Origin of the sequence: Mycobacterium sp. E1747 (assembly GCF_001667775.1) — a bacterium.
Taxonomy (GTDB): Bacteria; Actinomycetota; Actinomycetes; order Mycobacteriales; family Mycobacteriaceae; genus Mycobacterium.
On the sequence record NZ_LZJI01000204.1, the window covers coordinates 1 to 25,420 of the forward strand.

Annotated in this window: 28 protein-coding genes and 1 pseudogene; 14 read left to right on the forward strand and 15 right to left on the reverse strand. The window is 69.4% G+C overall.

Going from position 1 to position 25,420, the window contains the following annotated elements; genetic code table 11:
- Positions 1 to 683, forward strand: a 683-nt coding sequence (locus A5695_RS29230) for a glycosyltransferase (RefSeq protein WP_369830227.1), incomplete at its 5' end; no start/stop codon positions are given.
- A gap of 18 nt (positions 684 to 701) precedes the next feature.
- Here the strand turns inward: A5695_RS29230 and A5695_RS21850 are convergent.
- Together A5695_RS21850 and A5695_RS21855 are read right to left on the reverse strand one after the other, a co-directional pair.
- Positions 702 to 1,362, reverse strand: a pseudogene (locus tag A5695_RS21850) (cation transporter).
- A gap of 65 nt (positions 1,363 to 1,427) precedes the next feature.
- Positions 1,428 to 3,032 carry an AMP-binding protein gene (locus tag A5695_RS21855; protein WP_068087117.1) on the reverse strand — a complete coding sequence of 535 codons (1,605 nt, stop codon included), beginning with the start codon at positions 3,030 to 3,032 and terminating at the stop codon, positions 1,428 to 1,430.
- A gap of 116 nt (positions 3,033 to 3,148) precedes the next feature.
- Here A5695_RS21855 and A5695_RS21860 point away from each other — a divergent pair, with 116 nt between their 5' ends.
- Both A5695_RS21860 and A5695_RS21865 read left to right on the forward strand, forming a co-directional pair.
- Positions 3,149 to 4,063 (forward strand): class I SAM-dependent methyltransferase, encoded by a 915-nt coding sequence (locus tag A5695_RS21860; RefSeq protein ID WP_068087120.1) that lies wholly within the window; start codon positions 3,149 to 3,151, stop codon positions 4,061 to 4,063.
- A 13-nt stretch (positions 4,064 to 4,076) separates the two neighbouring features.
- Positions 4,077 to 5,270, forward strand: coding sequence for a CoA transferase (locus tag A5695_RS21865; RefSeq protein WP_068087124.1), 1,194 nt, complete (start codon positions 4,077 to 4,079; stop codon positions 5,268 to 5,270).
- A gap of 4 nt (positions 5,271 to 5,274) precedes the next feature.
- On the opposite strand, the gene A5695_RS21870 is transcribed toward A5695_RS21865, so the two are convergent.
- The 6 genes from A5695_RS21870 to A5695_RS21895 form a co-directional block, all read right to left on the reverse strand.
- Positions 5,275 to 5,715, reverse strand: coding sequence for a response regulator (locus tag A5695_RS21870; RefSeq protein ID WP_068087128.1), 441 nt, complete (start codon positions 5,713 to 5,715; stop codon positions 5,275 to 5,277).
- A complete protein-coding gene (locus A5695_RS21875) occupies positions 5,712 to 7,271 on the reverse strand; it encodes a CHASE3 domain-containing protein (RefSeq protein ID WP_082946250.1) in 1,560 nt (519 codons plus the stop codon). Before A5695_RS21875 ends, A5695_RS21870 begins: the two co-directional genes overlap by 4 nt.
- A gap of 71 nt (positions 7,272 to 7,342) precedes the next feature.
- On the reverse strand, positions 7,343 to 8,536 hold the full coding sequence (locus A5695_RS21880) for a PP2C family protein-serine/threonine phosphatase (protein ID WP_068087131.1): 1,194 nt from the start codon (positions 8,534 to 8,536) through the stop codon (positions 7,343 to 7,345).
- Positions 8,537 to 8,672: 136 nt separating this feature from the next.
- Positions 8,673 to 9,842, reverse strand: coding sequence for an acyl-CoA dehydrogenase (locus A5695_RS21885; protein WP_068087138.1), 1,170 nt, complete (start codon positions 9,840 to 9,842; stop codon positions 8,673 to 8,675).
- A gap of 18 nt (positions 9,843 to 9,860) precedes the next feature.
- On the reverse strand, positions 9,861 to 10,370 hold the full coding sequence (purE, locus tag A5695_RS21890) for a 5-(carboxyamino)imidazole ribonucleotide mutase (protein ID WP_068087141.1): 510 nt from the start codon (positions 10,368 to 10,370) through the stop codon (positions 9,861 to 9,863).
- Positions 10,363 to 11,592: a 5-(carboxyamino)imidazole ribonucleotide synthase gene (locus A5695_RS21895; RefSeq protein ID WP_082946248.1), complete on the reverse strand. Its 1,230-nt coding sequence runs from the start codon at positions 11,590 to 11,592 to the stop codon at positions 10,363 to 10,365. Before A5695_RS21895 ends, purE begins: the two co-directional genes overlap by 8 nt.
- A gap of 97 nt (positions 11,593 to 11,689) precedes the next feature.
- On the opposite strand from A5695_RS21895, the gene A5695_RS21900 reads away from it, so the two are divergent.
- Positions 11,690 to 12,349, forward strand: a complete 660-nt coding sequence (locus A5695_RS21900; protein WP_068087147.1) for a GtrA family protein — start codon at positions 11,690 to 11,692, stop codon at positions 12,347 to 12,349.
- Here the strand turns inward: A5695_RS21900 and A5695_RS21905 are convergent.
- The 3 genes from A5695_RS21905 to A5695_RS21915 are packed head-to-tail and all read right to left on the reverse strand — an operon-like array spanning position 12,304 to position 15,222.
- Positions 12,304 to 12,822, reverse strand: coding sequence for a PH domain-containing protein (locus A5695_RS21905; RefSeq protein ID WP_068087196.1), 519 nt, complete (start codon positions 12,820 to 12,822; stop codon positions 12,304 to 12,306). The genes A5695_RS21900 and A5695_RS21905 overlap by 46 nt on opposite strands.
- A 10-nt stretch (positions 12,823 to 12,832) precedes the next feature.
- Positions 12,833 to 13,639: a biotin--[acetyl-CoA-carboxylase] ligase gene (locus A5695_RS21910; protein ID WP_068087150.1), complete on the reverse strand. Its 807-nt coding sequence runs from the start codon at positions 13,637 to 13,639 to the stop codon at positions 12,833 to 12,835.
- Between the two features lie 17 nt (positions 13,640 to 13,656).
- On the reverse strand, positions 13,657 to 15,222 hold the full coding sequence (locus tag A5695_RS21915) for an FAD-binding protein (RefSeq protein ID WP_068087153.1): 1,566 nt from the start codon (positions 15,220 to 15,222) through the stop codon (positions 13,657 to 13,659).
- A gap of 35 nt (positions 15,223 to 15,257) precedes the next feature.
- Between A5695_RS21915 and A5695_RS21920 the strand changes: the two genes are divergently transcribed.
- The 7 genes from A5695_RS21920 (at position 15,258) to A5695_RS21950 (ending at position 21,746) form a co-directional block, all read left to right on the forward strand.
- On the forward strand, positions 15,258 to 16,898 hold the full coding sequence (locus tag A5695_RS21920; protein ID WP_068087157.1) for an acyl-CoA carboxylase subunit beta: 1,641 nt from the start codon (positions 15,258 to 15,260) through the stop codon (positions 16,896 to 16,898).
- An 8-nt stretch (positions 16,899 to 16,906) separates the two neighbouring features.
- On the forward strand, positions 16,907 to 17,164 hold the full coding sequence (locus A5695_RS21925; RefSeq protein ID WP_082946249.1) for an acyl-CoA carboxylase subunit epsilon: 258 nt from the start codon (positions 16,907 to 16,909) through the stop codon (positions 17,162 to 17,164).
- Entirely contained in the window at positions 17,161 to 17,793 is a 633-nt protein-coding gene (locus A5695_RS21930) for a nucleoside triphosphate pyrophosphatase (RefSeq protein ID WP_068087163.1), read from the forward strand. The genes A5695_RS21925 and A5695_RS21930 overlap by 4 nt, the downstream gene beginning before the upstream one ends.
- A 123-nt stretch (positions 17,794 to 17,916) precedes the next feature.
- Positions 17,917 to 18,810, forward strand: coding sequence for a sulfurtransferase (locus A5695_RS21935; RefSeq protein WP_068087165.1), 894 nt, complete (start codon positions 17,917 to 17,919; stop codon positions 18,808 to 18,810).
- Entirely contained in the window at positions 18,807 to 19,244 is a 438-nt protein-coding gene (locus A5695_RS21940) for a SufE family protein (protein ID WP_068087168.1), read from the forward strand. The genes A5695_RS21935 and A5695_RS21940 overlap by 4 nt, the downstream gene beginning before the upstream one ends.
- A 108-nt stretch (positions 19,245 to 19,352) precedes the next feature.
- Positions 19,353 to 21,146, forward strand: coding sequence for an acetyl/propionyl/methylcrotonyl-CoA carboxylase subunit alpha (locus tag A5695_RS21945; protein ID WP_068087171.1), 1,794 nt, complete (start codon positions 19,353 to 19,355; stop codon positions 21,144 to 21,146).
- Positions 21,147 to 21,323: 177 nt separating this feature from the next.
- Positions 21,324 to 21,746: an STAS domain-containing protein gene (locus A5695_RS21950; protein WP_068087174.1), complete on the forward strand. Its 423-nt coding sequence runs from the start codon at positions 21,324 to 21,326 to the stop codon at positions 21,744 to 21,746.
- Here the strand turns inward: A5695_RS21950 and A5695_RS21955 are convergent.
- Together A5695_RS21955 and A5695_RS21960 are read right to left on the reverse strand one after the other, a co-directional pair.
- A complete protein-coding gene (locus A5695_RS21955) occupies positions 21,717 to 22,505 on the reverse strand; it encodes an RNA polymerase sigma factor SigF (RefSeq protein WP_068087177.1) in 789 nt (262 codons plus the stop codon). The two genes, A5695_RS21950 and A5695_RS21955, sit on opposite strands and share 30 nt — an antisense overlap.
- The gene (locus tag A5695_RS21960; protein WP_068087180.1) at positions 22,502 to 22,939 is read right to left on the reverse strand and encodes an ATP-binding protein; all 438 of its coding nucleotides are present in this window, start codon (positions 22,937 to 22,939) and stop codon (positions 22,502 to 22,504) included. Before A5695_RS21960 ends, A5695_RS21955 begins: the two co-directional genes overlap by 4 nt.
- Before the next feature lie 107 nt (positions 22,940 to 23,046).
- Between A5695_RS21960 and A5695_RS29235 the strand changes: the two genes are divergently transcribed.
- Positions 23,047 to 23,196 carry a hypothetical protein gene (locus tag A5695_RS29235; protein ID WP_197515589.1) on the forward strand — a complete coding sequence of 50 codons (150 nt, stop codon included), beginning with the start codon at positions 23,047 to 23,049 and terminating at the stop codon, positions 23,194 to 23,196.
- 130 nt (positions 23,197 to 23,326) lie between these two features.
- Here A5695_RS29235 and usfY read toward each other — a convergent pair whose 3' ends face one another.
- Both usfY and A5695_RS21970 read right to left on the reverse strand, forming a co-directional pair.
- On the reverse strand, positions 23,327 to 23,638 hold the full coding sequence (gene usfY, locus A5695_RS21965; protein WP_068087183.1) for a protein UsfY: 312 nt from the start codon (positions 23,636 to 23,638) through the stop codon (positions 23,327 to 23,329).
- A gap of 96 nt (positions 23,639 to 23,734) precedes the next feature.
- Positions 23,735 to 24,118 (reverse strand): hypothetical protein, encoded by a 384-nt coding sequence (locus A5695_RS21970; RefSeq protein ID WP_068087186.1) that lies wholly within the window; start codon positions 24,116 to 24,118, stop codon positions 23,735 to 23,737.
- A gap of 297 nt (positions 24,119 to 24,415) precedes the next feature.
- On the opposite strand from A5695_RS21970, the gene A5695_RS21975 reads away from it, so the two are divergent.
- Together A5695_RS21975 and A5695_RS21980 are read left to right on the forward strand one after the other, a co-directional pair.
- Positions 24,416 to 25,087, forward strand: a complete 672-nt coding sequence (locus A5695_RS21975; RefSeq protein ID WP_068087189.1) for a TetR/AcrR family transcriptional regulator — start codon at positions 24,416 to 24,418, stop codon at positions 25,085 to 25,087.
- A gap of 38 nt (positions 25,088 to 25,125) precedes the next feature.
- Positions 25,126 to 25,420: DEAD/DEAH box helicase (locus A5695_RS21980; RefSeq protein WP_156749799.1), on the forward strand; the 295-nt coding region annotated here is incomplete at its 3' end.

Sequence of the window (25,420 nt, forward strand, 5' to 3'; positions counted from 1 at the left end):
CAGAACGCGGGTCGCTGGAGATTCAGGCCTATGACGAGGTCTGCTACCCGGGGCTTGCTGCCGAATGGGCGAAATGGAACGGCCAGCGACCGTTCGTCGGTGCGCTGACGATGGAGTTGCCGACGAACGTCGACGCTGACGTCTCGTCGTGGATCTCCGCGGGAACACCGCCGATTTTCTTCGGCTTCGGCAGCATGCCGGTGCGTTCTCCGTCCGACATGGTGGAGATGATCAGTGGGGCCTGCGCGCATCTGGGCGAGCGGGCGCTGATCTGCGCCGGCTGGAGCGACTTCGACGACATCCCGCATTCCGACGGAGTCAAGCTGGTCGCCGGGGTGAATTACGCGTCCATTTTTCCGCTCTGCCGCGCGGTCGTGCACCACGGCGGGTCGGGCACCACAGCGGCAAGCCTGCGCGCCGGGGTGCCTACGCTGATCCTTTCGGTGGACGTCAATCAGATGGTCTGGGGTGCCCAGGTCAAACGGCGCCTGAAAGTGGGCACGCACCGTCGCCTCTCAGCCACTACCCGGGAATCGCTCGTCGCAGACCTGCGGAGGGTCCTGACGCCCGAGTACGCATTCCGAGCCCGCGAGCTTGCCGGCCGGATGACCACCGCCGCGCAAAGCGCCATCAAGGCCGCGGACCTCGTCGAGCATTCCGCCGCCGTGGGGCGACTTGCCTAGTCGCTGGACTAACCGGGTTCAGCAACAGCCGCAGTCGTGGCCGCGCCAGGCCCGCACACCCTGCCACACCGCGACCCCGGCGATGCCGAGCCCGATCGCCGGGTCGATCCACCCGCCGCCGGACCACAGCGCCATCGTCGCCAGCCCGACGAGCACCCCGCGCGCCTGGGCGGCGCACAGGTAGTTCTGCATTCCCTCGGCCTCGGTGGCGCCGGAATCCAGCTGCGCCCCCAGGCGGCGGTTGGCCCGGCCGAGGATCGGCATCAGCAGGAACCCCACGGCGGTCAGCGCGAGACCGGTCGCCGAGGCCTCAGCGCGGTGCTCACCGGTCAGCTCGCGCACGGATTCCGCGGCGATGTACGGGGCCGGTCAGCCAGAACGACACCGCGACACCGCGTTGCGCGCGCCGTTCGGCGTCTACCGAGAAGGTGCGAGCTCCGCTGAACCGCCACACCACCATCGCGCTGCCCAGCGCCTCGGACACCCCGCCGAGCGCCCACCCGGTCAGCGCCACCGACCCGACGGCCAGGCCCTGCCACAGCCCCACGCCGCCCTCGACGAGCACCGCGACCAGGCTGATCCACGCCAGCCGCCGCGCCCACTCGGCGCCGCGCCGCCAACCGGCGTCCCGCGCAGCGGCGACGGCGCAGTCATCGGCGGTGAGCGAGAAGGTGGTCATTGCGCGAGGCTAACCGCGATCGCGCCCCGCGGCGGGCCCGGACACCAGCTAGTAACACAACCGTGTCAAGCCCGACCGATCAGCACCCGCTTGAGCACCTTTCCGCCCGCGTTGCGGGGCAGCGCGTCGACGAACAGCACGTCGCGCGGGACCTTGAAGCGGGCCAACCCGTTCCGCACATACTCCCTGACGTCGTCCTCGGTCAGCGTCGCGCCCGGCCGCACCACGACGTAGGCGCGCAACCGCTGCCCGAACTCCTCGTCGTCGACGCCGACGACCGCGACGTCGGAGACGTCGGGGTGGTGTGAGAGCGCCTCCTCGACCTCGCCCGGGTAGACGTTCTCCCCACCGGACACGATCATCTCGTCGTCGCGCCCGTCGATGAAGAGCCGGCCCTGTGCGTCGAAGTGACCGATGTCGCCGGTGGACATCAGGCCCCGAATCGACTCCTTGGTACCGCCGCCGGTGTAGCCCTCGAAGGCCAGCACGTTGCCCACGAAGATGCGTCCCGGCGTTCCCGGCGGCGCCTCGCGCCCGTCGGCGGTGAGGACCTTGACGACCGAGCCGGGCACCACGGCGCCCACGCAGCCCGGCGCGACGGCCAGATCCGCCGGCGTGGCGATGGTGGCGTAGGCGACCTCGGTGGAGCCGTACATGTTGTAGACCACGGGTCCGAGCGCCTCGAGCGCCCGGGTGGCCAGCGCGGCGCCGAGCTGCGAGCCGCCGACGAACACGATGCGCAGCGCCGCCAGGTCGTGCTCCGCCAGGGCCGCGGGGCCCAGATCGAGGATGCGCCGCAACATGATCGGCACCACGATCATGGCGCTGGCCCGATGCTCGGCCACGCTGGCCAGCGCGTGACGCGCATCGAAGTGGCGGCGCAGCACCAGGGCCGAGCCCAGCACCATCGCGTACATCGCGTGGCTGAAACCCATCGAATGGAAGAGCGGCACACAGCATTCGGTGACCTCGCGCCCGCGGAACGGGACCTTGCCGAGCAGGCCGCCGACCGGTATCAGCGAGTAGGGCTCCGAACGCGCGGCGCCCTTCGGCGTTCCGGTCGTCCCACTGGTCGAAATGACGATCTTGGGCCGCCCGCCGGAGGCCGGCGGCGGGCTGGGATCGCCCCGCTGGATCAGCGCGTCGAGCGAGTCGGGAACGGGCGTCTCCGTCCAGGCCAGGAACCTGCCGAGCCGCGGCCGGGCGTCGGCGACCACCGCGCTGTACTCCTCGTCGTAGACCAGGAGGTCGGCGCGCTGGGAGGCCAGCATCCCGGCCAGCTGCGGGGTGCCGAACCCGGTGTTGAGCAACAGGACACCGGCCCCGCACTTGCCGGCGGCGTAGACGGCTTCCAGAAAGCCACGGTGGTTGCCCACCAGGATGGCCACGCCGTGACCCGGGCCCAGGCCGCGCCGGCGCCACTCGTTGGCCAGCGCGTTGGTCCGGCGGTCCAGCTCACCGAACGTCAGCGGGCCGCGCTCGTCGATCAGCGCCACCCCGTCCGGATCCCGTCCGGCGGCGATGGCCGTCGCCGCGCCCAGGATGCCGTAACGCCGAACGGCCTGCAGCACCGGCACGACGCGGCCGGGCGGTATCGACCGCAGCCCCCCGGACCGGGCATAGAGCAACTGTGACCGGGCTTCCGCACCCGCGCGCCGAAGAATGTGCACGCCCCGATGCTGCCGGCCCGCCCCGCGCCGGATAAGGGCGCAACGCCACTACGGACGGGGCCTTTCGTCACCATCGTTATTCTGGCTAACGACTACACGGAAAGGGACGATCGCCGATGACGCGCACCGACAACGACAGCTGGGACCTGGCCACAAGCGTGGGCGTGACCGCCACCATGGTCGCCGCCGGACGGGCCCGCGCGACGCGCGAGGCGCTGATCGACGACCCGTTCGCCGAGCCGCTGGTGCGGGCGGTCGGGGTGGACTTCCTGACACGCTGGGCGGCCGGCGAACTGGACTCCGCCGACGTCGACGAGCCCGGAGCGCCGTGGGGCATGCAACGGATGACCGACATGCTGGCCGCCCGCACGCGCTACTTCGACGCCTTCTTCGCGGAGGCCGGCGCCGCGGGGATACGCCAGGTGGTGATCCTGGCCTCCGGCCTGGACGCGCGCGCCTACCGGCTGCCCTGGCCGGCGGGCACCACGGTCTACGAGATCGACCAGCCGGGGGTCATCGAGTTCAAGACCGCCACCATCGCCGAGCTCGGCGCCCAACCCACGGCCGAGCTGCGGCCCGTCCCGATCGACCTGCGCCACGATTGGCCATCGGCGCTACGCCAGGCCGGGTTGGACACCACGCAGCCGACCGCCTGGGCCGCCGAGGGATTGCTGGGCTTCCTGCCGCCCGAGGCGCAGGACCGGCTGTTCGACGACATCACCGCGCTGAGCGCCGCCGGCAGCCGGCTGGTGGCCGAGGTCTTCATCAACTCCGGCGCCAACGGGGACGCCCTGACCGCCGCCAGCCAGAGGTGGCGGGACCACGGCCTGGACATCGCGCTCGGCGACCTCGGCTTTCCGGGCGAGCGCAACGACGCGGCGACCTACCTGGAGCGGCACGGCTGGCGCCCGACTCGCACACCCCTGAACCAGCTGTTGGCCGACATCGGGTTACCTTTGCAGAGCATCGACCCCGGTGCGTCGCTCGCCGAGAACTACTACTGCATCGCGGAGTTGCACCCGGCCCGTTGACGGAAGGCCAGCCATGGCAGACAGCACGCCCGCCAAGCCACTCGACGGGTGCCGGGTTCTCGATTTCACGCAGAACATCGCCGGGCCGCTGGCCGGGCAGGTGCTGGCCGACCTGGGCGCCGAGGTGATCAAGGTGGAGGCGCCCGAGGGTGAGGCGGCCCGGCACATCACCGCGGTGCTGCCCGGGCGCCCGCCGCTGCCCACGCTGTTCCTGCCGCACAACCGGGGCAAGAAGTCGGTGACGGTGGACCTCGGCGACGCAGAGGCCACCCAGCAGATCCTGCGGCTGGTCGACACGGCCGACGTCGTGCTGGAGGGATTTCGGCCCGGCGTGATGGAACGCATGGGCCTGGGCCCCGACGACCTGCGCGCCCGCAACCCGCGGCTGATCTACGCGCGGCTGTCGGCCTACGGCGGCAACGGCCCGCACGGCAGCAGGCCGGGCGTCGACCTGATGGTCGCGGCCGAGTCGGGCATGACCACCGGGATGCCCACACCGACCGGCAAGCCCCAGATCATCCCGTTCCAGCTGGTCGACGCCGCCAGCGGTCATGTCCTGGCCCAGGCGGTGCTGGCCGCGCTGCTCAACCGGGAGCGCCATGGGGTGGCCGACGTGGTACGGGTGGCCATGTACGACGTGGCGGTCAGCCTGCAGGCCAGCCAGCTCACGATCCACCTGAACAAGCCGAGCGCGGTGCCCGAGCCCGACACGGCGCCGAAAGCCAAGAAGCGCAAGCGAGTTGGCTTCGCCACCCAGCCGTCGGACGCGTTCAAGGCCGCCGACGGGTACCTGGTGATCAGCGCGTACGTGCCCAAGCACTGGGCGAAGCTGTGCGAGATCATCGGCCGCCCCGACCTGCTGACCGACGTGCGGTTCATCGACCAGCGTTCCCGCGCAATGAATTACCCCGAACTGACCGAGGAACTCGAGTCGGCGCTGGCGGCCAAGACCGCCGCCGAATGGGTTGAGCTGCTTCAAGAGGGCGGGCTGATGGCCTGCCTGGCCTACACCTGGAAGCAGGTGGTGGACACTGCCCTGTTCGCCGAGAACGAGCTCGCCCTGCGGGTGGGCAGCGGCGACGACGCCCTCACGGTGGTCCGCATGCCCGCGCGCTACTCGAGCTTCGACGCGGTGGCCGTCGAGCCGCCGCCCGCGCCCGGACAGCACAACGACGAGTTCCTCATCGCGCCGCAGACCACGCCGTAAGCCGTCACTGGCTGGGCAGCCGCACCACCTGGACGAAGAACTCGTCGATCTGCCGGACGGCCTTCATGAACTGGTCCAGGTCAACGGGTTTGGTGACGTAGGCGTTGGCGTGCAGCTTGTAGCTGCGCAGGATGTCCTCCTCCGCCGAGGAGGTGGTGAGCACGACGACCGGGATGCGGGCCAGGTCGGGGTCGGACTTGATCTTCTCCAGCAGCTGGCGGCCGTCGTATTTCGGCAGGTTCAGGTCCAGCAGGATGAGGTCGGGCCGTGGCGCGTCCTCGAACCGACCGCGCCGGTAGAGGTAGTCGAGGCCTTCCTCGCCGTCGTGCGCGACATGCAGCCGGTTCTGAAGCTTGTTGTGCTCGAACGCTTCTCGCGTGATGAGCTCATCCCCCGGGTCGTCTTCCACGAGCAGGATGTCGATCGCTCTGCCCTCCGATGTCATTCGTGCGCTCCTTCCAAAGCGGGTGCGCGCGGTGCATCCGCGTCGCTGTCGGGTTCGGGTTCGGGTTCGGGTTCGGGCTCGGGCATGGGCAGCGTGAACTCGAACCGCGTTCCCTCGGTGCGGGTCGTGTCGATCCGGATGGTCCCGCCGTGGTGCTCGACGATCTTTTTGACCAGCGCGAGTCCGACACCCGTTCCGGCGTACACGTCGCGCCCGTGCAGGCGCTGGAAGATCACGAAGACCTTGTCGGCGAACTCGGCCGGGATGCCGATGCCGTTGTCCGACACGGTGATCACCCAATCGCGGTCGTGCGTGCCGGTGCCCGGTTCGCACTCGATGATGACGCGGGGCGGGCGGTCCTTGTCCCGGAACTTCACCGCGTTGCCGATCAGGTTCTGCCACAGCATGGTCAGCAGCATCGGGTCGCCCTTGATCCGTGGGAGGGCGTCGGGGCGAACGACCTCGGCGTCCGACTCCTCGATCGCGACAGCCAGGTTGGCCAGGCCGGAGTCCAGCGTCTCATCCAGGTTCACGTCGGTCTCGGTGGTGCCCAACCGGCCGACGCGCGAAAAGGTGAGCAGGTCGTTGATCAGCGCCTGCATCCGTTTGGCCCCGTCCACCGCGAAACCGATGTACTCGATGCCGCGCTCGTCGAGCTGGTCGCCGTAGCGCCGCTCCAGCAGCTGACAGAACGAGGCGACCTTGCGCAGCGGCTCCTGCAGGTCGTGCGACGCGACGTAGGCGAACTGCTCGAGTTCGGTGTTGGACCGGCGCAATTCGGCCGCCTGCTCGTCCAGCTGCGTCTGGGCCGAACGCGAGACCTCGAGCTCCTCGACCATCCCCCTGCGCATGTTCTCCATATCGATCGCCATGTCGCGAACGTCCTTGGGCCGCTTCGGCGCCGCGATGCTTTCCTCGAAGCTGCCCTCGGTGATCCGCCGGCACGCTGCGGCCAGCGCCGCGAGCGGCCGGGCGACGGTGGCTCGGATCAGGAACCCCAGCAACCCGGCGGTGGCGAAGAACAACAACACCATGGCGCCGAGAGTCCTGTCGCGCCAGGCGTCAACGCGTTTGAGTTCGTCCGCGGCGGACATCCGCGCTGCGGACAGGTCCGCGTTCTGCCTGTCGAAAAGCGTGCGCAGATGGTCGAATTCGGCCTTGCCGCGTTCCGCCGACGGCTTGCTGTTGACGTTCTTGCCGTTCGGCAGCACGGTGGCGATCGCGGGTTCGGCGTAGCTTTCCCGCCAGCTGGCCGCCGCGTCCTCGATCGCGTTCAGGTCGCCGATCAGGTCCGGGCGCTGGCCCAGCCGGCGCCGAAGTTCTTCCGCCGCAGCCTGTTCGCTGTGCTGTCCGTCGTAGTACGGCGTGAGGAATTGCCGGTCCCCGGCGATGAGGTAGCCGCGGATGCCGGTCTCCTGGTCGCGCAGCGCGGCCTGCAGCTGGAAGGCGGCCACGCGCGCCGGTTGGATGTTGTCGACGAGCTCGCGGGTCATCTGGTCGGTGCGGTTGAGCAGCAGCGCGCCGATCACCGCGCCCGCGAGCACCATCACGCCCATGCTGACCAGGACGAGGGCCTGCCATCCGCGCACGGTGAGCTCCGAGAGCCGCAGGCGGCGCAGCGTCAAGGTCACGTGGTGGTCCTCTCCACCCGCAACACGGCGATGTCGTCGGTGAGCCCGCCATGCGACTGGGCGAGCTCCTGCGCGCCGTCGATGAGCGCATCGACGAACTCCGGGCCCGGCTTGGACGCGTGCGACCGCGCCAGCGCGAGCAGGCCGTCCTCGCCGAGGCGTCGGTTACCTTGTCCCGAATATCCCTCGAACAGCCCGTCGGTCAGCAGCAGCAGGCCCTGACCCGCGGGCAGGTCCATCTCGAACCGCGGCCAGTCGTCGTCGGCGCGCAGGCCCAGCGCCGCACCGCCCGGCGGCTCCACCCATTCCACGCCGCCGTCGCGCTGCATCAGTATCCCCGGATGACCGGCGCGGATCGCGGTGATGCGCGTGCCGTCGGCCGGGATCTCGAGGCCGAGCACCGTCGCGAAAACGCCGGTGTCCGTTCGCTCCGAGTGCAGCACCCGCTCGAGCTGCCGCATCAGTTCGACCCCGTGCACGCCGGCGAAGGTGAGCGCGCGGAACGCGATCCGCAGCGCCGCGCCCAGGGCGGCCTCGTGCGGCCCGTGGCCCGCGACGTCGCCGATCACGACGTGCACGACCCGGTCGGGCGTCTGGACCACGTCGTAGAAGTCCCCGCACAGCAGCGCATCCTCGCGGCTCGGCCGGTACCGGGCGACGATGTCGACGCCCGGGTTGTCCAGCAGCAGCGGGGAGGGCAGCAGGCCGCGCTCCAGCAGCGCGTTCTCCCGGGCCCGCAGCCGGGTCGCGTGCAGGTCGGCGGCGATGAGCTCGGCCCGCTTGCGCTCGATCGCGTACAGCAGCGCGCGCCGCAGCATCTCCGGCTCGACGCGACCCTTGACCAGATAGTCCTGGGCGCCCGCCGCGACCGCGGACGCCCCGAAGTACTCGTCGTTCAGTCCGGTCAGCACCACGATCGGGACGGTGGCGTCGTGCTTGGCGATGCGGTCCAGCGCGTCGATGCCGTTGGCGTCGGGCAGGTGCAGGTCCAGCAGCACGCAGTCGGGCCGGGCGGAGGCCAGCTCGCGTTCGGCGTGGGCCATCGACTGCGCCCACACCACCCGGATATCGGCGACGGCGTCGGCGATCAGGTCTTCCACGAGCACCGCGTCGGCGCGGTCGTCCTCGACCAACAGCAACGACAATGACTGCCAGTTCGCCGCCGGGGTCACTGGTGCGCGCACGGGCATCAATTCCCGGTCATTCGTGGATGCGCGCAGGAAGTCGCCCTGTGCACTGTTGACCCCCTGCCGCGGGCAAGACCCATCGCACGACTCTACGTCCGGCCCGCCACCCCGAATGGAGAACCGGTGGAGATCCTATCGGTCAGCGCAGCAGCGCCCGCGACATGACCACGCGCTGGATCTGATTGGTGCCCTCGTAGATCTGCGTGATCTTGGCGTCGCGCATCATCCGCTCGACCGGGAAGTCGACCGTGTAGCCGGCTCCGCCGAAGAGCTGCACCGCGTCGGTGGTCACCTCCATGGCGACGTCGGACGCCCAGCACTTGGACGCCGCGGAGATGAAGCCCAGGTTGGGTTCGCCGCGCTCGGCGCGAGCGGCCGCGTGGTAGACCATCAGCCGGGCGGCTTCGAGCTTCATGGCCATGTCGGCGAGCATGAACTGCACGCCCTGGTTGTCGCTCACCGGGCGGCCGAACTGCTTGCGCTCCTTGGTGTAGGCGATCGCGGCGTCCAGCGCGCCCTGGGCGATGCCGACCGCCTGGGCGCCGATCGTGGGCCGGGTGTGGTCCAGCGTCGCCAGCGCGGTCTTGAAGCCGGTGCCCGGCTCGCCGATGATCCGGTCGCCCGGGATCCGGCAATTCTCGAAATACAGCTCGGTGGTCGGCGAGCCCTTGATGCCGAGCTTGCGCTCCTTGGGACCGACGGTGAAGCCTTCGTCGTCGATGTGCACGATGAACGACGAGATCCCGTTGGCGCCCTTGTCCGGGTCGGTCACGGCCATCACGGTGTACCAGGACGACTTGCCGCCGTTGGTGATCCAGGCTTTCGCGCCGTTGAGGATCCAGTCGTCGCCGTCGGCCTTGGCGCGGGTGCGCATCGACGCCGCGTCGCTGCCGGCTTCCCGCTCGGAAAGCGCGTAGGACGCCATCGCGGTGCCGTCGGCGATCGACGGCAGCACCTGCTTCTTCAGCTCGTCGGAGCCGCGCAGGATCAGCCCCATGGTGCCCAGCTTGTTCACCGCCGGAATCAGCGACGCCGAGGCGTCGACGCGGGCCACTTCCTCGATCACGATGCACGCCGCCACCGAATCCGCGCCCTGCCCGCCGTACTCCTCGGGCACGTGCACGGCGTTGAACCCCGACGCGTTCAGCGCCTCGAGGGCCTCCTGCGGGAACCGCGAATTCTCGTCGACATCGGCCGCGTGCGGCGCGATCTCCTTCTCCGCCAGCGCACGGATCGCGGCCCGCAACTCCTGGTGTTCCTCAGGCAACTGGAACAGATCAAACGTGGGGTCTCCGGCCCAACCAGCCATCCTGGCCTCCTCTAGCTACTAGCCAGTAACTTTACCCTGACGCTGTTGCAGCGCTTCATCCTTGGCCCGCACGCTCTCGGCAAGCTGGCCCTGAAACTCGACGATGCGCGCCCGCAGCGCCGGGTCGGACGACCCGAGCATGCGCACGGCCAGCAGGCCCGCGTTGCGGGCGCCGCCGATCGAGACCGTGGCCACCGGGACGCCCGCCGGCATCTGCACGATCGACAGCAGCGAGTCGAGACCGTCGAGGCGCGCCAGGGGGACGGGCACCCCGATCACCGGCAGCGGCGTCGCGGACGCGACCATCCCGGGCAGGTGGGCGGCGCCGCCGGCGCCGGCGATGATCACCTCGATGCCGCGGTCGGCCGCGCCGCGCGCGTAGTCGAACATCACCTGTGGCGTGCGGTGCGCGGAGACCACCCGAACCTCGGCCGGTATGTCGAACTCGGCCAGCGCCTCGGCGGCGTCCTGCATCACCGCCCAGTCGCTGTCGCTGCCCATGATCACGCCAACGCGAGGCTCACTCATGCGGATCCCATCCGTCCGTCCACTGCCCGTGTGACAACCAGTGTGCCGCCAGCTCGGCGCGCTCCCGCAGCGCGCCCAACTCCGCGATGTCGGCGCCCAGGAAATTGACGTGGCCGACCTTGCGGCCGGGCCGTTCCTGCTTGCCGTAGAGGTGAACCCGGGCGTCGGGCATCCGCGCGAACAGATGGTGCAACCGCTCGTCGACCGTCATCGCCGGCCGCTGCGCGGCGCCCAGGACGTTCGCCATCACCGTCACCGCAGCGATGGCATCGGTGTCGCCGAGCGGGTAGTCCAGCACCGCGCGCACGTGCTGTTCGAACTGACTCGTGCGCGCCCCGTCCATGGTCCAGTGCCCGGAGTTGTGCGGCCGCATCGCGAGCTCGTTGACCAGCAGCTCACCGCCGACAGTCTCGAACAGCTCGACCGCGAGCACCCCGACCACGCCGAGTTCGGCGGCCAGCCGCAGCGCCAGCTGCTGCGCGGCCGCGGCCACGGGCTCGGGCAGGTTCGGGGCGGGCGCGACCACCTGGACGCAGATCCCGTCTCGCTGCACCGTCTCCACCACCGGCCAGGCCGCGCCCTGGCCGAACGGCGACCGGGCGACCAGCGCCGACAGTTCGCGGCGCAGGTTTACCTGCTCCTCGGCCATCACCGGCACGCCATCGGCCAGGAAGCTGGCCGCGATGTCGCGGGCGTGCGAGGGGTCGCGCGCCATCCGCACCCCGCGCCCGTCGTAGCCGCCGCGGACGGCCTTCACCACCACCGGGCCGCCGATGAGCTGCGCGAAGGCCTCCAACTCGTCGAGGTTCGCGATGCCCGCGTAGCGCGGCACCGGGGCGCCCATCGCGTCCAGCCGCCTGCGCATCACCAGCTTGTCCTGGGCGTGCACCAGCGCCTGGGGCGGCGGCGCGACGTTGACCCCCTCGGCGACCAGCTTCTCCAGCAGCTCGTTCGGCACGTGTTCGTGGTCGAAGGTGAGCACATGGGCCCCGGCCGCGACCCGGCGCAGGGCGTCCAGTTCGGTGTGCGAACCGATCACGACGTCGGGCGTGACCTGCGCCGCCGGCTCGTCGGGCGCGGTGGCCAGCACGCGCAGCGTCTGCCCGAGGGCGATCGCGGCCTGGTGGGTCATCCGGGCCAGTTGTCCGCCGCCGACCATGGCGACCACCGGCGCTGCTGTGGGTACGGCCCCCGGAGGGCGTGTGTTCGGCACGGCCATCATGGTGTCACGGCGCCGGCGGCGTGTTGACCGGCGGTAACGCCGAATCGTTATATACGATTTTGCGTCGATTTTGTGTCCGTCCGTACACTTACCACTTGTGCCCTTCGCCGAAGCCGCAATCGAGCGCATGCCCGGCTTTATTCAGCCGTATTTGCTGCGCCACCACGAACTGATCAAATTCGCCATCGTAGGCGGTACCACGTTCGTGATCGACTCGGCGATTTTCTACACGCTGAAACTGACAATTCTGGAATCCAAGCCGGTCACGGCGAAGGTGATCGCCGGCATCGTCGCGGTCATCGCGTCCTACGTGCTGAACCGCGAATGGAGCTTCCGCGACCGCGGCGGCCGCGAGCGTCATCACGAGGCGCTGCTGTTCTTCGCGTTCAGCGGGGTGGGCGTGCTGCTGTCCATGGCGCCGCTGTGGTTCTCCAGCTACGTCCTGCAGCTGCGCGAGCCGATGGTGTCGCTGACCGTGGAGAACATCGCCGACTTCATCTCGGCCTACATCATCGGCAACCTGCTGCAGATGGCGTTCCGCTTCTATGCGTTCCGGCGCTGGGTGTTTCCCGACGAGTTCGCGCGCAACCCCGACAAGGCGCTGGAATCCGCCCTCACCGCCGGCGGTATCGCCGAAATGCTCGAGGACGAGATCGAGGGCGGCAACGTGACGCTGCTGCGGTCTTGGCGCAACCGGGCCGGCCGGCTGACTCAGCTGGGCGACTCCTCGGAACCGAGGGTGTCGAAGACTTCGTGATACAGCAGCGCGTGCACCTCGCGCAGCCGCGGAATGTCGTAGAACTCCAACGGGTCTTGTGACGCCGATTCGATGATCAGCGTCCCGGTGCGAAACATCCGCTCGGTGATGCGGTCGCGGAATTCCACGCTGTTGATCCGTGCCAGCGGAATGTCGATTCCGGTGCGGGTCAGCACCCCGTGCCGAAACATCACCCGCCGGTTCGTCACGACGAAATGGGTGGTCAGCCAGCTCAAGAACGGCCACAGCGTCACCCAGCCGACGATCACCAGCCAGATGCCCCAGATGACGCCGTAGATGATGTTCTTGGCCAGCTGGCTCCAGTGGGTCGAGTTGAGGTATCCGGACCCGAACGACGCGATCGCGGTCACCAGCAAAAGGACCACGACGGGCCAGATCAGCCGCTTCCAGTGCGGGTGGCGGTGGATGATCACCTGTTCACCGGCGGCCAGGACGTTATCCGGATAGCTCACGTGCCAGAAGCTACCGCAAATGCACGACGTCACCGGCCGAAACGACGACCGTCTGTCCCCCGCTTTCGATGCACAATCTGCCCTGGTCGTCGACGGCGCTCGCGTCCCCGACCACCTCCTTGCCGCCCGGCAGGTGCGCGCGGACCCGCGCACCGATAGTCAGGCTGCGCGCCCGGTAGTCGGCCGCCAGCGCCCAGTCGGCCCCGCGGGCGGCGCGCCAGGCGACGATCCGCCGCCCGAGTTCTCTCAACAGCCCGCAGACCAGCCGGGTGCGGTCGGGCGCCGGCACGCCCAGGTCGACCAGCGAGGTAGCCCCCTGGACGCCGGCCGGAGCCTCAAACACGTTGAGCCCCAAGCCGATTACCACCACCGGCCGCGCCACCTCGGCCAGGATGCCCGCCAGTTTGCCCGGCGGGTCCCCCGCCAGCACGTCGTTGGGCCACTTGAGCCCCACCCGAACGCCCTCGAGCAGCGGGGCCAGCGTGTCCACCACGGCCACCCCGGTGGCCAGCGGCAGCCAGCCCCACCCGGTGGTCGGCACGTCGACGATGCTGACGGCGACCGACATGGTGAGCTGCGCCCGCGGCGTGGCCGACCACCCGCGGCCGTGCCGCCCGCGCCCGGCGGTCTGGTGCTCGGCGATCAGCACCGCGCCGGCGACATCGGTTCCCGCCGCGGCCCGGGCCATCAGGTCGGCGTTGGTGGAGCCGGTTTCGTCGACGACGTCGAGCCGGCGCCAGCCCAGGCCTGTGCCGATCAGCTGGGTTCGTAACGCGGCCTGGTCCAACGGTGCTGGGAGCTGGTCTCGGTCTGTCACTGGACCCAGCCTAGGACTCAGCGGCGGCGGCTCATGACGTCGAGCATGTCCAGGACGGCCAAGTGGCTGAACAGCATGCTGGTCCCGATAGGGTTGCCACCGCCGGGATAAGCCGTGCCGCTCGGCGCGGCCATCGTGTTGCCGGCGGCGTAGAGCCCGGGTATGGGGTTACCGGACGTGTCGAGCACCCGGGCGGCGGCGTCGGTGCGCAGGCCGCCCTTGGTACCCAGATCGGAGATGCCGAACGCCGCGGCGTGATACGGCGGGCGGTCGATGGGCACCAACGGCGAGGCGCCGCCCGAGAACGCACGGTCGAAAGCCTCGTCGCCCCTGCCGAAGTCCTCGTCGACGCCGGACGCGGCAAAACCGTTGAACCGGGCCACCGTTGCCGCCAGCCGCCCACGCGGCACCCCGATCTTGTCCGCCAGTTCCGTCAGGGTGTCCGCGGTGTGCCACAGGCCGGCGGCGACGTACTTCTCGGTCTCGACGATGGAGACGTTGGCAGCCTTCACCGGCGGCACCTCGCCCTCCTTATCGTCGTAGATCATCCAGTACGGCAACGTGATTGAGCCGTCCTGCAGTTGCGCGATGATCTCGCGCCCGGCCCGGTCGTACGCCCGGGACTCGTTGACGAACCGGTTGCCGTCCTGGTTGACGAAGATGCCGCCGGTGAACCACAGCGCGAACGCGGACCGCCCGTCGGGATGGGTCATGCCCGGCGACCACCACGCCTGGTCCAGCAGGTCGGTGTCGGCGCCCGCGGCGATTCCGGCCCGCAGCGCCAGACCGCGACTTCCCGGGCCGCCCATGGTGTCTCGCGCCGTGCCGGGCACCCCGAATTCGCGGCGCATCTCCTCGTTGTTCTCGAAGCCGCCGGCGGCCAGCAGCACGCCCAGCCGGGCGCGGATGGCCCGCCGCTCGCCGTCGCTCTGGACGATCGCCCCGGTCACGGCGCCGTCGGACAGCACGAGCTCGACCAGGGCGGTGTCGCGCCGCAGCGCCGCGTTCGGGTATCGGCCGATGGCAGCGAGGAACCGCGCGATCAGGGCGCGACCCCCGAGGTAGTAGTCCGCGGGTGGTTCCGCGCCGAGCCGGTCGGTGTCCAACGGCCCGCGGATCACCCCCCGCAGTTCGGGGGCGGCGGCCACCTTCCAGGGCTTCGCGGCGATGTGGCGCCGGCCGTCCAGCCGCGCCTTCGGGGCCTTTCCGTAGTAGTCGGGCCACGGCAGCGGCACGAACTTCAGGGTGGGGTCGGCCTCCAGGTACTCGATCAGCCGGGCGCCGCCGCGGACATAGGTCTCCTGCAGCTCGCGCGGGGTCCGGTCACCGACGACGGCGTGGTAGTAGGTAAGCGCGTCCTCGATGGTGTCGTCGAAGGAGCCAGGCGGGCCGGCCCGCACCAGCACCGGATTGCACGGGAACCAGACGCCGCCTCCGCCGGAGTAGGCGGTGGTGCCGCCGAATTTCGACGTCGCCTCCACCAGCAGCACGTCCAGGCCCTCGCGCGCCGCGGTGTAGGCGCCGGTGACGCCGCCGCCGCCCGACCCGGCGACCAGGACGTCGCATTCGGTCGGCCAGCCCATCAGCGGAGACTAGCGCGCCGCTAAGCTCGGATCCCATGACAAGCGTTACCGACCACAGCGCGGAGCCGGCCGCTGAGCACACCATCGACATCCACACCACCGCAGGCAAGCTCGCCGAGCTGCACAAGCGCCGCGAGGAATCGCTGCACCCGGTGGGCGAAGAGGCCGTCGAGAAGGTGCACGCCAAGGGCAAGCTGACCGCCCGCGAACGCATCCTCGCCCTGCTCGACGAGGACTCGTTCGTCGAGCTCGACGCGCTGGCCCGGCACCGCAGCAAGAACTTCGGCCTGGAGAACAACCGCCCGCTCGGCGACGGCGTGATCACCGGTTACGGCACCATCGACGGCCGCGACGTCTGCATCTTCAGCCAGGACGCCACGGTGTTCGGCGGCAGCCTCGGCGAGGTGTACGGCGAGAAGATCGTCAAGGTGCAGGAGCTGGCGATCAAGACCGGGCGCCCGCTGATCGGCATCAACGACGGCGCCGGCGCCCGCATCCAGGAGGGCGTCGTCTCCCTCGGCCTGTACAGCAAGATCTTCCGGAACAACATCCTGGCCTCCGGCGTGATCCCGCAGATCTCGCTGATCATGGGCGCGGCCGCCGGCGGGCACGTCTACTCCCCCGCCCTGACCGACTTCGTGGTGATGGTCGACCAGACCAGCCAGATGTTCATCACCGGGCCGGACGTCATCAAGACCGTCACGGGCGAGGACGTCACGATGGAGGAGCTCGGCGGGGCCCACACCCACATGGCCAAGTCGGGCACCTTGCACTACGTCGCCTCCGGCGAGCAGGACGCCTTCGACTGGGTGCGCGACCTGCTGAGCTACCTGCCGCCCAACAACGCCACCGACGCGCCGCGCTACGCGGAGCCCGTCCCGGAGGGCGCGATCGAGGACAACCTCACCGAGGAGGACCTCGAGCTGGACACGCTGATCCCGGACTCGGCCAACCAGCCGTACGACATGCACGAGGTGATCACCCGCATCCTCGACGACGACGAGTTCCTGGAGATCCAGAACGGCTACGCCACCAACATCGTCGTCGGGTTCGGCCGCATCGAGGGCCGGCCGGTCGGCATCGTGGCCAACCAGCCCACCCAGTTCGCCGGCTGCCTGGACATCAACGCCTCGGAGAAGGCGGCGCGGTTCGTGCGGACCTGCGACTGCTTCAACATCCCGATCATCATGCTGGTGGACGTGCCCGGCTTCCTGCCCGGAACCGGCCAGGAATACAACGGCATCATCCGGCGCGGCGCCAAGCTGTTGTTCGCCTACGGCGAGGCCACCGTTCCGAAGATCACCGTCATCACCCGCAAGGCCTACGGCGGCGCGTACTGCGTCATGGGCTCCAAGGACATGGGCTGCGACGTCAACATCGCCTGGCCGACCGCGCAGATCGCGGTGATGGGTGCCTCCGGGGCCGTCGGCTTCGTCTACCGGCAGCAGCTCAAGGAGGCCGCGAAGGAAGGCAAGGACGTCGACGCCCTGCGACTCGAGCTGCAGCAGGAGTACGAGGACACCCTGGTCAACCCGTACGTCGCCGCCGAGCGAGGATACGTCGACGCGGTCATCCCGCCGTCGCACACCCGCGGCTACATCGGCACCGCGCTGCGGCTGCTGGAACGCAAGATCGCCCACCTGCCGCCCAAGAAGCACGGGAACATTCCGCTGTGAGCGACCAAATGAACGACGAAAACGGTGCCGCGACAACCGAAACCGCACACGGGCCGCACGAGCCGCACATCCAGATCCTCAAAGGTCGACCGACCGACGCGGAGCTGGCCGCGCTGGTCACCGCCCTCGGCGTCGTGGGCGGCCCCGCCCCCGAACCCGGCGAGCCCGAGCGCACGCGCTGGGGCCTGCCGGTAGACCGGCTGCGGTTCGCGATGTCGAACTACCAGCGGCTCACCTTTCAGCAGATGACGCACATGAAGCATTGACCCGCCTGGTCCTCGGGTCGGCGTCGTCCGGGCGCCGCAAGGTGCTGCGCCAGGCCGGCATCGATCCGCTGGTCGTGGTCTCCGGGGTGGACGAGGACGCCCTCCTCGCCGCCCTGGGCTCCGGCGCCGCTCCGGACGAGGTGGTGTGCGCGCTGGCGGCGGCCAAGGCCGAGCAGGTGGCGGACGGGCTCGACGGCGACGTCGCCGCGGATTGCGTTGTCCTCGGCTGTGATTCGATGCTGGATCTCGACGGCGAGCTGTGCGGCAAGCCCGGCTCGGCCGAGGCCGCGACGGCCCAGTGGCGCCGCATGGGCGGCCGGTCCGGCGGGCTGCACACCGGGCACTGCCTGCTGCGGCTGAGCGACGGCGCGATCACCCACCGCGAAGTGGAATCAACCTGCACCACAGTGCATTTCGCCACACCCACGGACGCGGATCTGCGGGCCTACGTCGCCGCCGGCGAGCCGCTGCAGGTGGCCGGCGGGTTCACCCTCGACGGGCTGGGCGGCTGGTTCGTCGACGGGATCGAGGGCGACCCGTCGAACGTGATCGGCGTGAGCCTGCCGCTGCTGCGCTCACTCCTCGCCCGGGTGGGCCTGTCGGTGACCGCGTTGTGGGCGGCGGTTTAGCCTTCGGCCGGTCCGCGAGACAAAAACCACGGCGGCCTCCCCGGCGTGTCGCCACGGGCGTTTACGTGTCGCGACGTCCGATGGCGCTGGGGAGCCTCGCGGCGCTGGCGGTAGGCTCAACACGTGGCATTACCCCCGGATCCAAGCCCGACCCTGACGGCCTACGCCCACCCCGAACGGCTGGTCACCGCCGAGTGGGTCTCCGCCCACCTGGGCGCCCCCGGCCTGGTCATCGTCGAATCCGACGAGGACGTCTTGCTCTACGACGTCGGCCATATCCCCGGCGCGGTCAAGATCGACTGGCACACCGACCTCAACGACCCGACGGTCCGCGACTACGTCAACGGCGAGCAGTTCGCCGAATTGATGGACCGCAAAGGGATCTCGCGCGACGACACCGTGGTGATCTACGGCGACAAGAGCAACTGGTGGGCCGCCTACGCGCTGTGGGTCTTCACGTTGTTCGGCCATCCCGACGTGCGCCTGCTAAACGGCGGACGCGACCTGTGGCTGGCCGAGCGCCGGGAGACCACCCTGGACGTGCCGACCAAGACCTCCACCGGCTACCCCGTCGTCGCGCGCAACGACGCGCCCATCCGGGCGTACAAGGACGACGTGCTGGCCATCCTGGGCAGCCAGCCACTGATCGACGTGCGCTCGCCGGACGAGTACACCGGCAAGCGCACCCACATGCCCGAATACCCCGAAGAAGGCGTGCTGCGCGGCGGCCACATCCCCACCGCCCGGTCCATCCCCTGGGCCAAGGCCGTCGACGAGAGCGGGCGATTCCGCAGCCGCGAGGAGCTCGAGGAGCTCTACGGCTTCATCGAGCCCGACGACAAGACCGTCGTGTACTGCCGCATCGGCGAGCGGTCCAGCCACACCTGGTTCGTGCTCACCTACCTGCTGGGCAAGCCCGGGGTACGCAACTACGACGGATCGTGGACGGAGTGGGGCAACACCGTGCGCACGCCGATCGTCGCCGGTGAAGAGCCCGGGGCCGTTCCGGTCCGATGAGTCTGCCCGCGCCCCTGGCCGAGGTGGTGTCCGACTTCGCCGAAGTCGAGGGCCAGGACAAGCTGGCGCTGCTGCTCGAATTCGCCAACGACCTGCCGCCCCTGCCGCCCGAACTCGAAGAGCGGGCCATGGAGCCCGTCCCCGAGTGCCAGACCCCGCTGTTCCTGCACGTCGACGCCAGCGATCCGGACCGGGTGCGGTTGCACTTCAGCGCGCCCGCCGAGGCGCCCACCACGCGCGGGTTCGCGTCGATCCTCGCCACCGGCCTGGACGAGCAACCCGCCGCCGACATCCTGGCGGTGCCCGAGGATTTCTACACCGACCTGGGGCTGGCCGCACTGATCAGCCCGCTGCGATTGCGTGGCATGTCGGCGATGCTCGCCCGCATCAAGCGGCGGCTGCGCGAGTCAGGTCAAAATTCCGGCACCGCCTGATCGGCCGGATCGCGCGCCGCTTAGACTTCCCTGGAGTTGTAAGAAACTCTCTTAAAGAAGCCCACGGCGGAAACACGTCCGCTTCACATCTGCCAAACAGGAGGCGCAGTGGCTAGTCACGCCAGCTCGAGGATCTCCAAAGTGCTTGTCGCCAACCGCGGCGAGATCGCTGTCCGGGTGATCCGCGCGGCCCGCGATGCGGGTCTGCCCAGCGTGGCGGTGTATGCCGAGCCTGACGCCGACGCGCCGCACGTGCGGCTGGCCGACGAGGCGTTCGCCCTGGGCGGTCAGACTTCCGCGGAGTCCTACCTGGACTTCGGCAAGCTGCTCGACGCCGCCGCCAAGTCCGGCGCCAACGCGATCCACCCGGGTTACGGATTCCTTTCGGAGAACGCCGATTTCGCGCAGGCGGTGCTCGACGCCGGCCTGATCTGGATCGGGCCCAGCCCGCAGTCGATCCGCGACCTCGGTGACAAGGTCACCGCCCGCCACATCGCGGCCCGCGCGCAGGCGCCGCTGGTGCCCGGCACGCCGGACCCGGTCAAGGACGCCGACGAGGTGGTGGCCTTCGCCAAGGAGTACGGCGTACCGATCGCCATCAAGGCGGCCTTCGGTGGCGGCGGCCGCGGCATGAAGGTCGCGCGCAGCATCGAAGAGATCCCCGAGCTGTTCGAGTCGGCCACCCGCGAAGCCGTCGCCGCCTTCGGCCGCGGCGAGTGCTTCGTCGAGCGCTACCTGGACAAGCCCCGCCACGTCGAGGCGCAGGTGATCGCCGACCAGCACGGCAACGTGATCGTGGCCGGCACCCGCGACTGCTCCCTGCAGCGCCGCTTCCAGAAGCTGGTGGAGGAGGCGCCCGCGCCGTTCCTCACCGACGCGCAGCGCAAGGAGATCCACGAGTCGGCCAAGCGCATCTGCAAGGAAGCCCACTACTACGGCGCCGGCACGGTCGAGTACCTGGTCGGCCAGGACGGCCTGATCTCCTTCCTGGAGGTCAACACCCGCCTGCAGGTCGAGCACCCGGTCACCGAGGAGACCGCGGGCATCGACCTGGTTCTGCAGCAGTTCAAGATCGCCAACGGCGAAAAGCTGGACCTCACCGAGGATCCCACGCCGCGCGGTCACGCCATCGAGTTCCGGATCAACGGCGAGGATGCCGGCCGCGGCTTCCTGCCGGCGCCCGGTCCGGTCACCCGCTACGACACGCCCAGCGGGCCGGGCGTCCGGCTGGATTCCGGTGTCGAAGCCGGATCGGTGATCGGCGGCCAGTTCGACTCGATGCTGGCCAAGCTGATCGTGTACGGCGCCGACCGGGATGAAGCACTGCGCCGCGCCCGCCGGGCTCTTGATGAATTCCACGTCGAGGGGCTGGCCACCGTGATCCCGTTCCACCGCGCCGTGGTGTCCGACCCGGCGTTCATCGGCGACGGCGACAGCTTCTCGGTGCACACGCGCTGGATCGAGACCGAATGGAACAACACCATCGAGCCGTTCACCGGCGGGGAGCCCCTGGACGAGGAGGACGCCCGGCCCCGCCAGACGGTGGTCGTGGAGGTCGGCGGTCGCCGGCTCGAGGTGTCGCTGCCCGGCGACCTGGCGCTGTCCAACGGTTCGGCCGACCCGGCCGGCGTGATCCGCAAGAAGCCCAAGCCGCGCAAGCGGGGAGCGCACTCGGGTGCGGCCGCCTCCGGTGACGCGGTGACCGCCCCGATGCAGGGCACCGTGGTCAAGGTCGCCGTGGAGGAGGGTCAGGAAGTCGCCACCGGCGACCTGGTGGTAGTCCTCGAGGCGATGAAGATGGAGAACCCGGTCACCGCGCACAAGGACGGCGTCATCACCGGGCTCGCGGTCGAGCCCGGCGCCGCTATCACTCAGGGCACGGTGCTCGCCGAGATCAAATAGCCCGTCGGACAATATTCCTGGGAAACAGTTGTCGACTGGGTCCGGCGCGGGTAGCGTTCGGGTCAGGTTGAGTTCACAGCCGTCCGGATCACGTCAAGGGCGCGGGAAGGTGAACTCCTTTGTTCTCAGCCTCAATCCACACCTGACGTCTTCCGCAGCACACATCCTGTTCTACGGATGGAGTCAGTAATGTCTGTGGCCCAAACTTGGCAACACAGCCGCACGGCGCAGTTCACCGCGCGCTGGGAACCGTCGGGGACGCTCGTCACGGTGGACGGCGAGCTCGACGCCGCCAACGCCGATCAGCTCGCGGCGTACGTGCGAAACGCGATCGGCCGTTCCCGGCGCGTGATCTTGGACCTGCGCGGCCTGAAATTCATTGGCACGGCCGGATTTTCGGCATTGCACCGGATCAACGTCGTGTGCTCGGGCGCCCAAGTGGATTGGGCGATGGCGCCGAGCCCGCCGGTGGCGCGGTTGCTGCGCATCTGCGACCCCGACGGCACTCTGCCGGTGACCACTGCCGCGGCCGAGCCGCTGCTGGGACCCGGGGACGACGAGCCGGAGTCGCTATTGCAACTGGTCACGCAGCCGCGTTAGCGACTTCGCCAGCAACCGGGACACGTGCATCTGCGAGATGCCCACCCGTTCGGCGATCTGGGTCTGCGTCATCGACTCGAAGAACCTGAGCACCAACACTGTTCGCTCCCGCTCCGGCAGTGCCTCGAGCAGGGGACGCAAGGACTCCTGATCCTCGATCCGGTCCAGACCGGTATCGACGTCGCCCAGGGTGTCGGCGATCGCGCGGGCCTCGTCCTCTTCGCTGCCGCCACCGCTGTCGATGGACAGGGTGTTGTACGAGCTACCCGCCACCAGGCCCTCGACGACCTCCTCGCGGTCCATGTCGAGTTCGGCGGCGAGCTCAGTGGCCGTGGGTGCCCGGCCGAGCCGCTGCGACAGCTCGGCCGTGGCCGTGCCGAGGCGCAGGTGCAGTTCCTTGAGGCGCCGGGGCACCTTCACCGACCAGCTGTTGTCGCGGAAGTGCCGGCGGACCTCGCCCATGATCGTGGGCACCGCGAACGACACGAAGTCGGACCCGGCCTCGACGTCGAACCGGACCACCGCGTTCACCAGTCCGACCCGCGCCACCTGGACGAGGTCGTCGCGCGGTTCGCCGCGGCCCTCGAACCGGCGGGCGATGTGATCGGCCAGGGGCAGGCAGCGCTCGACGATCTTGTCCCGTTGACGCTGGAATTCCATCGAGTCCGGGTCGACATCGGCCAACTCGCGGAACATCTCCGGGACATCGGCGTATTCGTTCGGTCGCGAGACGGAACCGCCGGCAGCTGGTGGGGTCACCTGCTGGAGGCCGCCCGTCGCGCCGTCAGCGTGATACCGAATACGCTGCCGGTTTGGTTGGGTTCGCGACCATCGTGGAAAGTCTGGACGTCGTCGGCCAGGGACGTCAGCACGTGCCAGCTGAAGCTTCCGGGGGCCACCACGTCGTGCGTGTCGCAGGAAGCGGAGGCCTCCACAACCAACTGCTCGTCCTGCGGGTCGACCACGACGACCAGGGTCGCGTCCGGGGTCGCGCAGCGGATCAACCGGGTGCACACTTCGTCGACCGCCAGCCGCAGGTCCGCGACCGCGTCGAAGTCCAAGTCCTCGAAGGTGCCGATCGCACCGACCAACGTCCGCAGCATCGCCAGGTTCTCCAGGCGCGCCGCAACGTGCAATTCGACGGCGCGGTTACCGCGCTGGCGCCTATTGGTGCGCAATCCCGCATCGTTCATCTGGTCTCCCGGCAACCGTTGACTACCACTACTACCACCCCTTAGTCCGCCGTGGACCGTACGCTCAAGCCGATTAGTCATGGCTGCCGCCGGGTATTCGGCCCGCTATGGACGGGCCGGAGACCACCGAAACGGTTCGGGTGCGGCGGCTCAACCGCGTGGCGGTGATTGCCGGAATCGCGCTGGTCGTGTCGGTTCTTCTGGCTATAAGCATCTATGTCGGCGTCGTCGTGATCCTGTCCCCCATGATGGGGTGACCACGCTAGCGCAACCGTTCCAGCACTCATCATGGTGCACACCTGATACCCACTCGATGAGGCCGGTAACCCCCGGATTTGCCGCCTGGCAAAACCCGCTGCGCTCAGCACGGCCCGGGTGGGCGGGGACTCAGCTCGCGGGCCACTGCCGGTAGGCCTCGGGATGCTCGGCGTACCAGCGGTCCGCGATCCGGCGGATCCGCCGGTGCTCGACGGCCACCCACACCAACCCCAGGACGGCGGCGATGATCGCCAGCACGCCGGCGGTCATGCCCTCGTGGTGATGTCCGGTGCCGAAGGCCGCCAGGCTTCCACACGCCCCGATCACGCCGGCCACCACCAGCAGATACCCGGGCCAGTGCAATACGTCGATCAACGACTCGCCGGCGAGTGGCCGCGTGGTCCTCAAATGGTCGACGGGGTCATGAAAGGTGTCTCCCATGGCTGCTCCTAGTACGGAACTTATGACTCATGCGCAGCTCAAATCGGGTTGCACCATCAACGGTAGATCCCCCGGAAGGCTTTTGGCGAGACCCGATCAAAAGGGCAGCGCCGGGCCCGCGATCGGGCCCACGCCCATGGCCACCATCAGCACCATCAGCGTGAAGAGAAACCACCCGGCGCCGTGCCATCCCCACCAGGTGCCCTCGGCCTTCCATACCCGGTAGGTGCGCAGGAACGCCCAGAGCCCGGCCACCAGCAAGATGACCGGTCCGCCCACCGCCAGCAACGTCCGCTGCGGAGCGCCGCAGGCCGCCGTGTCCACACCCGTGCCGGGGCAGGTGCTCACCCACAGCGCGGCCAGGACCAGGAAGCCGACCGCCGCGATCGCGGCGAGTGCCGCGAACCGGATGGCGGCGCGCACTTCGCCGTCCTCCTGTCCTAAGCGATCACCACCCGATCGCTCGTCCGCTTTGTGCATCCGTGTCCTCACATCCCCGTGTGGCCAACGCCTAGTTCATCGCTCGCAGCGTCGCAATAGTTACCGCGCATCGACAACTGTCCGGCGACCGGGTCGCTGCAACCGCGCTGGCACTTTGCGGTAAGGGCATGCGAACAGATACCCGGCGGCAAACCCGGTAAAACCGGCGTGGACTCCGACGGCGGGTGACGTTAACGACACCGTCAATTTCCCGGGCAATACCGCTGGCCAAGGGTGGAGAGCGCGGAAAGACACAAGTTGCTTGGTGTCTCAGCACCGGTGAGTACTATCTGTCACATGCCGACAGCCAGAAGGCGCTTGTCCCCCGAGGATCGACGCGCTGAGCTGCTCGCTTTGGGGGCGGAAGTCTTCGGAAAGCGACCCTACGACGAGGTGCGCATCGACGAGATCGCCGAGCGCGCCGGAGTGTCGCGGGCGCTGATGTATCACTACTTCCCCGACAAGCGGGCCTTCTTCGCGGCGGTGGTCAAGGACGAGGCCGACCGGCTGTACGAGACCACCAACATGGACGACGCCAGCGGCCTCACGATGTACGAAGAGGTGCGCCTCGGCGTCATGGCCTACATGGCCTACCACGAGCAGAACCCGGAGGCCGCGTGGGCCGCGTACGTCGGGCTGGGCCGGTCGGACCCGGTTCTGCTGGGCGTCGATGACGAGGCCAAGAACCGCCAGCTCGAGCACATCATGAGCCGCATCCACGACCTGGTGGCCAACATCTCGGGGGCAAAGCTGGAGGCGGAGGTCGATCGGGACCTCCGGGTGATCTGTCACGGCTGGCTGGCGTTCACCTTCGAGCTGTGCCGGCAGCGCATCATCGACCCTACGATCAACGCCGAACGCCTCGCCGACGCGTGCGCGCACTCTCTGTTCGACGCCATCGCCCGGGTGCCGGAGATTCCCGAAGAGCTCTCCCACGCGATGGCGACCGCCCGGATCCAGCCGCGCTAGCCCGCGAACTTGTCGGTGCGCCTTGGCACCATGGTTAGGTGAGCACCCGTGACCCGTTAGGCCGGTTCAGCGCGACCACGCGCGAATGGTTCACCACCACGTTCGCCGGCCCTACCACCGCGCAGGCGCAGGCGTGGGACGCCATCGCCGACGGCGACAACACGCTGGTGATCGCGCCGACCGGATCCGGCAAGACGCTCGCGGCCTTCCTGTGGGCCCTGGATTCGCTCGCCGGCCCGGCCGAGCGGCCCGCCGGCACCAGCGTGCTGTACGTGTCCCCGCTCAAGGCGCTGGCGGTCGACGTCGAGCGCAACCTGCGCACCCCGCTGGCGG